This is a genomic window from Bacillus sp. ILBB4, from assembly GCF_035064545.1.
GTDB lineage: Bacteria > Bacillota > Bacilli > Bacillales > Bacillaceae_H > Priestia.
The window spans coordinates 1-10,080 of the sequence record NZ_JAIQVD010000029.1; the positions used below are offsets into that span (position 1 = coordinate 1).

10 protein-coding genes are annotated in these 10,080 nt (G+C 35.3%); 2 read left to right on the top strand and 8 right to left on the bottom strand.

What is annotated here, in order from left to right:
* Nucleotides 1-657: 657 nt before the first annotated feature.
* The 5 genes from LAV82_RS31005 to LAV82_RS31025 all read right to left on the bottom strand — a co-directional run bounded on the left by LAV82_RS31005 (nucleotide 658) and on the right by LAV82_RS31025 (nucleotide 5,721).
* Nucleotides 658-825 carry a Spo0E family sporulation regulatory protein-aspartic acid phosphatase gene (locus LAV82_RS31005; RefSeq protein WP_499717634.1) on the bottom strand — a complete coding sequence of 56 codons (168 nt, stop codon included), beginning with the start codon at nucleotides 823-825 and terminating at the stop codon, nucleotides 658-660.
* Between the two features lie 747 nt (nucleotides 826-1,572).
* Nucleotides 1,573-3,033: a MobV family relaxase gene (gene mobV, locus LAV82_RS31010; protein WP_499717635.1), complete on the bottom strand. Its 1,461-nt coding sequence runs from the start codon at nucleotides 3,031-3,033 to the stop codon at nucleotides 1,573-1,575.
* 415 nt (nucleotides 3,034-3,448) lie between these two features.
* The gene (locus LAV82_RS31015) at nucleotides 3,449-4,447 is read right to left on the bottom strand and encodes a DUF3231 family protein (protein WP_499717636.1); all 999 of its coding nucleotides are present in this window, start codon (nucleotides 4,445-4,447) and stop codon (nucleotides 3,449-3,451) included.
* Between the two features lie 167 nt (nucleotides 4,448-4,614).
* Nucleotides 4,615-5,031, bottom strand: a complete 417-nt coding sequence (gene arr, locus LAV82_RS31020; protein WP_029320824.1) for an NAD(+)--rifampin ADP-ribosyltransferase — start codon at nucleotides 5,029-5,031, stop codon at nucleotides 4,615-4,617.
* A gap of 177 nt (nucleotides 5,032-5,208) precedes the next feature.
* Nucleotides 5,209-5,721 (bottom strand): DUF3967 domain-containing protein, encoded by a 513-nt coding sequence (locus tag LAV82_RS31025; protein WP_499717637.1) that lies wholly within the window; start codon nucleotides 5,719-5,721, stop codon nucleotides 5,209-5,211.
* 795 nt (nucleotides 5,722-6,516) lie between these two features.
* Between LAV82_RS31025 and LAV82_RS31030 the strand changes: the two genes are divergently transcribed.
* Entirely contained in the window at nucleotides 6,517-7,053 is a 537-nt protein-coding gene (locus LAV82_RS31030) for a replication/maintenance protein RepL (RefSeq protein WP_444964348.1), read from the top strand.
* A gap of 161 nt (nucleotides 7,054-7,214) precedes the next feature.
* Nucleotides 7,215-7,406: a hypothetical protein gene (locus LAV82_RS31035; RefSeq protein WP_176586576.1), complete on the top strand. Its 192-nt coding sequence runs from the start codon at nucleotides 7,215-7,217 to the stop codon at nucleotides 7,404-7,406.
* Between the two features lie 52 nt (nucleotides 7,407-7,458).
* Here the strand turns inward: LAV82_RS31035 and LAV82_RS31040 are convergent, their stop codons facing one another.
* The 3 genes from LAV82_RS31040 to LAV82_RS31050 form a co-directional block, all read right to left on the bottom strand.
* Nucleotides 7,459-7,971, bottom strand: coding sequence for an HTH domain-containing protein (locus LAV82_RS31040; protein ID WP_255323688.1), 513 nt, complete (start codon nucleotides 7,969-7,971; stop codon nucleotides 7,459-7,461).
* Nucleotides 7,972-8,338: 367 nt separating this feature from the next.
* Entirely contained in the window at nucleotides 8,339-9,319 is a 981-nt protein-coding gene (locus tag LAV82_RS31045) for an SDR family oxidoreductase (RefSeq protein WP_211080128.1), read from the bottom strand.
* Between the two features lie 273 nt (nucleotides 9,320-9,592).
* Nucleotides 9,593-9,709, bottom strand: coding sequence for a YjcZ family sporulation protein (locus LAV82_RS31050; protein ID WP_080621508.1), 117 nt, complete (start codon nucleotides 9,707-9,709; stop codon nucleotides 9,593-9,595).
* Nucleotides 9,710-10,080: the final 371 nt, after the last annotated feature.

Genomic DNA, 10,080 nt, shown 5'->3' on the forward strand with positions numbered 1-10,080 from the left:
CAAATAAATTATATTCATTAGCCCACTTTAAGTAAATTGTCCATTATGAATAACATTTAAAAATTTGAGCAAACTACTCAAGGCACTGTAAGGTGTCAAATACATCTATTTAGAACATTCACCAGAAGAACTATCTTACTCGCATGAGGTAGTTTTTTCTGTTTTTAAACTGTATACTCCATACATCTTTAGTTAACATAATGTCTCTTTCCGGAACACAACTCAAAAAAGAACCCTTGTCGCAGAACGGTTCCGCCGAGGGTTCTTTTTCCGGAGTATGCAGCTTTTTATACATCCTTAATAAACCAACGTTTTTTCAGTAAGCGATTAGTGAAAGAATGAATAAAAAGTGCACCTTTTATACATATGCAGAACGGTTCAAATAATTGATTTTGTATACAAATATGATATATTAAAAGTCAGACTATTTTTTACAAATTTCAACGTAACCCTATTTTTGAGCAACCTCCCGTCCACTGCAGAGGTTGCTCTTTTATTTTTTAATATGTAGCAACATATTAAAAATAGCCTCTAATTACAAAACGTGGTAATCTATTTATGTTTCATACTTCGGATACGTATGAACAAACCCTTACAAAAAAGCAACCTCGTTCATTGGCCAATGCCGAGGTTGCTTTTTTCTTGTTTTCAATAGTTCTATTTAATCTTTTCTAATTCATTTAACATATCATCAATAAATTGACTAATCTCTACCGTGTTGCTACTCGTAAAACCCTCTTTAAATGCCGTTTCTACTAAAGATTTTCTCTCTTTTTCAATCTCAATTGTTAAAGCTTCTTTTAAAATCACTTTATGAGACTCCAATATTCCCCTCACCCATTTGCTTTTAATAGCAAAACGAATACAAGGTTGATCATTCTAAAAGCGATCAACCTTGTATTCATTTTATCTTTTTATTTTCATACAAGTATTTTACAGTATACAAATGTCCTTATACAACGGAATTTTATCTTTCAATCTCTTATTACTTATCTTGAAATCAAAAATTGTCATACAAATTTTGATTTTTTATCTTCACATCTAAAAAAGTTTGTGATATACTTCACATATAAAGATATCCATGACGAACCAGAACACTCTTAAATGTAATATAGAAAAAGCTATTTCACTCCGATGCCAATACGATTGAAATAGCTTTTTTTATGTCCTTATTTCTCCTTTTAAACCCTCATTATGAGCCTTCTATTACTTATCTAGTACTTTTCTAATCCTGTTTAGGAAAAATATAGTTTTTATGGAAAAAAGGTGATATTATTAATTTGCAGTTATCTATCCGTTATTTGTTATACGTGTGAACCCTGTGAAAAAGCTACCTTATTTCTATGTAAAGCAAACGCTCATAGAGACAAGGTAGCTTTTTTTATGCTCATAAACACTCTCAAAAAAGGAGGAGTAATCTTATGTTGACTAGAGACGAACTTTTCTTATTCAACAGAGAGTTATTATTTTTACTAAAGCAACATTCGACCTGTACTGATTCTAATTTAAAAGAGACACTGATGACTCAAATTGTTCTTATACTTACTGTTCTTAGCTAGATTATTTGTATTATTATCTTTCAATTTCTTGATCTTGCCTTTTGTTACGTTTTTGAATCCCACCGACATGTTGAAAGAACGAAACCTGTTTTATCCTTTCAACATGCTTATCAATCCAATTCAACGCTCTTTCCTTCCAGGCTTTTAATGTCTTATTCTCTTTTCGTAATTCATTAACCTCGTGATTCACTTTATCAAGCTCTTCTTTTGGTACATAATTCTCTATGTAATCTATGTTCATTTTTGTTAAGCTATCATTCACTTTATTTGCCTGTACAAGCTCTTTTTTCGTTTTCTCATGTTTCTGCTTCTCAATCGTTAAATCGTCGCTCAGAGAGCTTATATGAGCTTCATATTGCTTATCTAGTTCTCTCTTAACCTCGTTTTTCACATTTTCTTTTTGTTCAGCTGAAAAATCACGGACAAGCTTCTGACGCATTTGTTTTTTAGCTTTCTGCACTTGGCCATCTTGATCTCCCACATATAGCTCTAATTCTTGCCTTGTTTCACTTAAGTCGTGCTTCAATGTCTTATTTTCTTTCTCATAGCGATCTACCTCGTGACTCAATGCATGGGTACGCTCATGCTCGGCCGCCAATGTTTGCTGCAGCTCTTTTGTGAGACTCATAAGCACATGAAAATCTGCTTCTTCCACTTTCACTTTGGAACCCATGACACTCTTGGCCGCCTCTACTTCAATAGGTCGGCTACATAACTCTTCGATCCGTCTCTCGCTACGTATCTCAACTGGTGGTGCTGCTTTTAACTCCACTAAGTTGTCCATCTGTTGAAGCTCTTTTTCCTTATGAGCCACTAGTTGTTGCAGGTGCTTTAGCTCTTTTTCACGTTCTTGTTTTTTAAACTCATGCACACTCTTATGCTGCAGCTCGCTCGGCTCGCCACGCTCAATATCATAGCCACGTTTGTTCATGTAGTTATGAAAGTCATCCTGGATTCTACGAATTTTGGTTTTACCATGAAAATACTCTTTCGCCGCCAAGCGTCGATCCTCCGTAATAGGCACAAAACCCACGTGCATGTGTGGCATCGCTTCATCATTATGTACCACCGCATATAAAATATTCTGCTGGCCATACTTGCCGGCAATATGGTCCAGTGATGCTTCAAAATATTTGCGCTGCTCGTCTGGCGACATCGCATGCATATACTCTGGACTGGCCGACACAAAGAACTCTGCCACGAGGACCGCATCATTCCGAATTTTTCGTTTCACACGCGTGGCCGTCATCTTTTTAATTTCTTCATGGTACTTGATTTTATCCTCATTCACGAAGTCATAGTTAAGCATCGTCCTATTTGAATCGATGTCTTTATTTTTACTGTGCTCACCTTCTCGTTGATTGTGCTTCTGGATCCCCAATATTGCGTCCTTGTGGAACTTTTGCATGCGGATAATCCCATATTTGGCCATCCCTCCATCCCCCATTTCGACCACTTTTCTTGGGTTTAGCATACCACAACTTTAGATTTGGTGTAACGCACTACACCAATTTTTCATCTTCGATAAAATTGGGAGCGCGCTCTACGAGGTGGCGGTCGGTGTACCTCCCTGTGTTTGGCTCCGCCAAAATGAAAAAAGACATCCTAAACGGATGCCCTTTTTCATGAAGACCGTGGACGCTGTCCACCACCTGCCAAAGGGAAGCCCCTTTGGAATGGCTTCTACAAACACCCCCAACCCCCTCAATCTTTGAGGGGGCTCCCTCGCCGGTTGGCGTCAAACAAACGGGTTTGTTTGAGTGCCAAGAGGGTTTGGGTTTGGTGAATCTATCAACTCCTTAAATTCTCGACCTGTCGGTCTTGCGATTTACCGTTGACAGATACTATAAAATACATCTTAAAAATTTATAAAAGAGTAAAAACTCTCGTCAATTATTAGGTAACTCTTTACGATCATCCGCCTCTGGTAGTTTTTCTATCCACCCTTTTTTAATCATAATTCTCCCAAAAGATGAAATCGTTTTTAAATCCCGAAGAATGGAGGCATCACAATGTCCAGCTACATCTATTCTCATACTTGTTACCATAGCTGCAGCATAATAGGTAGTGGCTAAATTAAACAAAAACCCAGCATGAAACACCATTAATTTATCTGAAAAAGGAGCTATCTCAGAATTTGTAATTTCACTGTCTAATAATTGGGGAGGTTTAAGATTTTCATCCTGAAGTACAGAAGAGAAAATATTTATATTTTTATTAACTGTATGTAAACAATTATCCATAAATTTATGAATATCTTTATCCTTAATTACCTGTTTAAATCCAACGACGAGAGCTTTAGCTGCAATACTCTTTTTTAGATTAAAATAAATATTTCCTGCTTCCATTGAATTTAAAGGCCTTTTATCTCCGAATAAGTCCATAACATATCCTAACTCTGTAACTGATTGACTCTTTTGAGATTTAGAAAAATAAGGAGATCGTTGATAAATGCCTTTGGATAAAAGAATTTCAATCGATTTATTATAAATCTCCATAGCATCAATATTACATTGGAAATAATGATCTCGTATATCTTTTCGAGCCGACACACTGAAAGATATACTATATCCAGCTAACCCGTGCATTGTCATCTCATGCATGTAGCCTAACCAAAAAACATCTGTAAATAGAGGCGGAGCATCTACATTTACATCTTTTTCAGTAAATCCTTTGGGCGGCTCCAACTTTTCAGATTTAAAAATATTACTAAGCGCTTTTAAATGCTTCTCGGCTATACCTAGGGTAAATTCGTATAGAGAATAAATCTCAGGGTCTTTAACAGTTGCCAACACGTATTTGTTAATACAAACAGCCATTGTATCTTGAATATATTGTGTCCATAAACTTGTAATTTCTGAGGACGTTAATCTCATTTTATTATCCAAATTTGTTACCTCCAATACTATCTATATAAACTTATAGTATTGTGCCCAAAATTCTTACATTTAACATGCTTTTCATATTCATAACAAAGGCCGCCTATTATATATCAGTTTATAAGGCGGCCATCGTTCTTAATCTGGTATTTGTCTGGAGTTTTATAACGTCAGAATCAATCGTATATTACATTCTTTCCTTCTTCACTTAACTTTTTTAAAGATGTAAGCATATGATTGATTTCTTCATCGGAATGTCTTTCCCATGAACCTAATTCAGCTACTATTTTCAAGGGAGATTTAGATCTATAAGAACGTGTTGGGTTTCCAGGGAATTTTTTATCTGTTAAATTCGGATCATTTTCAAAATCGCCTAATGGTTCTACAATATAAATTCTCTCTTTTGAATTAGATCTTGCTAATTCAGCGCCCCATTTAGCAGCGTTTAATGTTCCAGTAAAATAGATATGGTTAGATTTTTTATCCTGGTAATTAGATAAATACAACGGTTCAAGCAGGTCTCCAATTTTTAGCTCTGCTTTAGTACCATGAAAAAATGGACCAGGATCTAAGACATTTTTCTTCTCATTCATATAGCCACACCCTTTATACTTTTTGACTTGCGTATAACAGTATAAGGCCGGACATGAGTGAAAAAACAGTCTATAAATAATTTTCAAATAGGGTTATAATTAAAGTAGAGATTAGGATGTTATCGGAAACAAATCATTTAAATAAAAAAGGACTGCTAAATAACGAGCAGTCCTTTTTTATTTCCAAAATTCCCACCACTTCTTTTTTTCCTGAGCAACAGCAATTTGTTTTCTTGTTTCTTGAATCTCACGTATATGACTCATGCTTTGCTGATCCATACGTTCTACAAGCTTTTTATTAAACTCCATCTGTTCATGTAATTGCTTTTTTATTTCTTCAATACTTTGAGCCATATCATCAATTTTATCTTTGAACTCATGAGCTTGAACGGCCATCTGTGCAGGGTGCATGGCGGGCGTTCCTTGCCTTGCACCATAACGCTCAACTACTTCTAAAGATGCTAGTTCCTTGGTTTTCCTTTGGACTTTTACGAGTTGTTTAAATAGCTGTAAAGCGTTTAAGTCATGTTTAGTGAAAGCCCGACTATCATTTTCTCCTTTCACAAACTTATAACCTCTGGCTTCCAATTGAATACACCACTTTCTTAAAGTACTATCTGACACCTCTAGCTTCTTTGCTACTTCACCCGTCCAATAAGCTGGCTCTTGGCCAAGTTTTGTATCTGACATGCTGTTCCCTCCCGTGCACGCTTATTTATGTAAATAGTTATACTTCTCATCTAAAATGTCCTTTAAAGAATAACAAAGAACGCCCCCCATGCACACTATTTTCTGCTTGCACGGGGGGCGTTCAACCCCGTGCAAGTACTGATATATCAACGTTTATAAGCGATACTGTTTTATTAAATCATATCTATATTAAAAACAGATGCACGCCCCCCGTGCATGCTATTCGCTTTAATTATGAGTTATAACTTTACCCGTGCAACCCCGTTCGTTTTGGGGTGGCGTGCTGGCTAGGGGTTCGGGGACTAGTCCCCGTTTGTGTAATCTATTTTCAGCAAAATTACCAACTACGGACGTCTGCTCTGGCGGTTCGGCAGGTATAATGGCCGTTGTAAGCCGAGCATCTTTAACTTCGTTTTGGGTATGTTCGGCTTGGCAAGATAACCAAACCTGCCGAAATTTGAAATGCAAGGAGAAAAGAGTGGAGATTTTTTAAGTGATCTTCTTAAAAAATACTACTCGAACCTTGTATGGAAAATAGCCCTTTATAAGATATAGAAGGGAACTACATAAAAACGTTGATATATAAGGGTTTTATAGAGTAATAGGTTGCATAGCTTGTGCAACCTATTGATTGCATCTAGAGTGCAACCTATCTGCAATAAAACAGTGCATATTTGCAATATCCTATTGCAAATCAAGTTTCCATATGATACCTTATTTGCAATAGGATATTGCAAATATGAAACGTATAGGTTGCATAGCTAATGCAACCTTTGAAAAAAGGGGGCATATATTTTGAACGAAAGTGAGAAAGTGACATTGGAATTAACTAAAGAAGAACTTATGAAGTTTCAAAGATTAATGGAATTACACAATGAAGAGGAAAATAAAAAATCTAAAAGAGAAGAAGAAGATAGAAATTCTAACTTTGTTCAATTTTATCGTGATGGAATGCCTGAAATGAGATGGTTGATGACAAATCATCAATTTGCAAGTTCATTGCTATTTTTTATTCTTGAACATATGGACAATAGAAATGCTCTAGCTTGTTCTTATGCAGTCTTTGAAGACTATTTTGAAAAACATAAGACAACGATTTACAGAAACTTAAAAATCCTCGAAGAAAATGGATTTATTGATATCTTAAAAATGGGAACTTCAAATGTTTACATAGTCAATGATGAACTAGCTTGGACAGATAAAAACTCTAAGAAAAAGTTTGCTAAATACGATGGGAAAATCCTTGTGAGTAGAAAAGAAAACAAAGATTATAAATATCGCAGTAGATTTGATAGATTCAAAGCTTTAAGAGAACGAGAAGGCCTAAAATAATTTAAGGGGGTGGTCAAATCGATTTGCAACAAGTACAAATTAAATAAAATAAAAAAGGGCATTTCTCCTGGCAGAGAAACACCCCATGTAGAAAACATAATACTTTAACTGACACTAGTATTATAACATTGGTTGCCCTCAAAAAATAGGAGGGTTTTATCATGGATCAAAGCGAAAAACTATTAATGGGTATTGAAAATATCTTAAGTGTAGCTTCTGATTTAGTAGATGAAGTTGCTCGACTAAAAAATGTAGAAGAAGAATGCAAAATCCTTAAAGAGAAAGTCTTTATGAACCAGTTTACTAAAGCAGAACATGAAGAATCTTCACAGAAGATAATACGCATTTCTTAACCATATAAATGCCTTTAAGGCTAAAAAGCAGGCTCAAGTCTGCTTTTTCATTTTAGTCTAATAATCCTTTTTCCTTAAATACTTTTCTCAGAGCTTCATTTACTAATTCGGATTTATAACTCTTAGGAATTTTATCAATAATACTTAACACATCATCATCAAAATAAAACCCTCGATAGACTCTTTTAGAGCGATCTTTTGGACTTTGCAGCAAGATATCAATTGCATCTACTTTGCTAGCATTTGTGCTAGCTTTTGGAAAGCTAGCGCTAGTGCTTTCACTTTCATTCATATTGCTAATGCTAGCTGCTATTTCACTATTAGTTTGCTTTTGTTCTGCTAGCATTTTATTAGTTTTAGAAATAAGGGTATTAAAATCAACTTCTAAAGGTTCTGGCTCTTCCCCAACATAACGATAAATACTTTGCTTACTGTCCCATTCATATCCTAATTTCTTAATTCTTAATTGGATGGTACGAGTACTTACATCATACTGATCAGCTAATTCTTTAATTGTGATTTCTTTCATCATAATTCCATTTAACATCTTTTTTACAAGCATCATACTAGCCTCCACTTCCGTTTTAAAAGTATAGTACTAGTATTCAAATGCAAGATGATATTTCCTGCTTTTACACAAGCAGTCAATTGCAAATGTGATTGTTTGGGTGCCAAGAGGGTTCAGGGGAGGAAGGAGCATTGTTGAAACTGACAATCGATATTTCCTCAGAAATCCGTACTCCGAAAGATTAAATTATTGGATAATTCAGCTCATAACTTGGGTAGCAATAGTATGGTGGTCTAAGTCCTATTTTAGACATTGGCCAGGAATCCTCCATATAGACCATCTTTACTTTTTTATTTGAATGGTTTACTAGCAATAATTTTACTTCTGGATTAAATTCATACCTCAAAATGGTAACCTCCTTCAATTAAGAATGTGTGGATTCTCCTCCATCAACATGAAGAACTTGACCAGTGACAAAACGAGAATCATCAGAAGCAAGATAGACAAAGGTTGGTGCGAGTTCAAATGGATGGGCAACTCGTTCCATTGGATTAAATGCTCCATATACAGCGACTTGATCTGACGAAAAACTTGCTGAAATAAGTGGGGTCCAAATTCGGCCAGGCGCGACGGCATTGACTCGAATCCCTTGTTTCACAACATTTTTAGCCAAGGCACGTGTCCAACCAACTATTGCGCCTTTTGTAGCCGTATAATCAATCATTTGCTGCTCGCCTACATATGTTACCACTGAAGAAGTGCCAATGATTGAGCTGCCTGGTTTTAAATGAGGAAGCGCTGCTCTTGTTGTGTAAAAATGAGAGTATATATTAACTTTGAAGGTGTCATCGAATTGTTCATCTGTAATGTCAAGCAAACTTAATTGTTGGAATTGAATACCAACGTGGTTACAAAGAACATCGAGACGTCCAAACGTATTTACTGTTTGTTCTACAATGGAGATACACTGTTGTTTGTCTCGCAAGTCACCAGGCATTAGAAAACAACGTTGTCCAAGTTGCTCAATCCTTGTTTTTGTTCTATTTGCATCCTCATGTTCATCTAAGTATGAAATAGCAACATCTGCGCCTTCTTTAGCAAACGCAATTGCTACTGCTGCACCAATACCACTGTCACCTCCTGTAATAAGTGCTACTTTTCCTTTTAACTTCCCACTCCCTTTGTAGTTCGGGTTTTCGATAATAGGAAGGGGTACCATAAGTTTTTCCACTCCGGGATGACGCAGCTGGCGTTGTTCAGGTAAACTTATCGGGATTTCTTGATAACGTGTAATTTTCCCATAGTTAGGATACATAGGATAAGGTTGAGTTTTCATATTCGCTTTAAACATTTGTTGCATTTGTTTTATTTGGTCTAATTGATGGTTTTGATCCTTTTGATCCATAAAAACCTCCTATAGAAGTAATTTTCTTCTATAGAATGTTTATGTTGTTCGCTATAAATATAGTAAGAAAAGCGTGAAAAAAGTTATTTACTTTCAAGATAGAATCTTATTCTTTCTAGATAAAAAGGGTCCTATATAATAGAAATTAATTTATATGCAGAAGAAGGCAATTTTCAGTACATAGATAAAGTAAAAAAAGCTAGCATTAAGCTAACTTTTTTACGTCGAGAACAAAGAATCATTAATAATTAAAATAAAAATAATCTCTAATTATTAGCAACCGCCGTAGCCGCCGCCATAACAACTACATCCAATGATGACTAGAAGAATAAATAGCACAACAAGTAAAGCAAAACCAGATCCAAATCCAGATCCACCATAACTAGACATATAAACACTCCTTTTTTTATCAAATTTAACTAAAGGAGTAAAGGCTTTAATACACATGGGTTGAAACATCATATGTGAAAATAATAAACAATGAGTTTGTTTAACTTTTAAATATGTAAAATGGGCTAATATTTCCATTTCAAACATGTTATGAAATCTACACTGTATGTGATTATAACTAAGAAGAATAAAAGTTGTATTTTTGAACAAACTATCCAAGACGCTCTGCAACGTCAGCTAACTATTGATTACCATTCATGAAACAGAAAAAACTACTGATCCCTGTTCAGTAGTTTTTTCTGTTTTTAAGTTATGTACTCTTACTATATCAATCAAAGTTAATAAAATTTTTATAATATCAGCACTTGTCC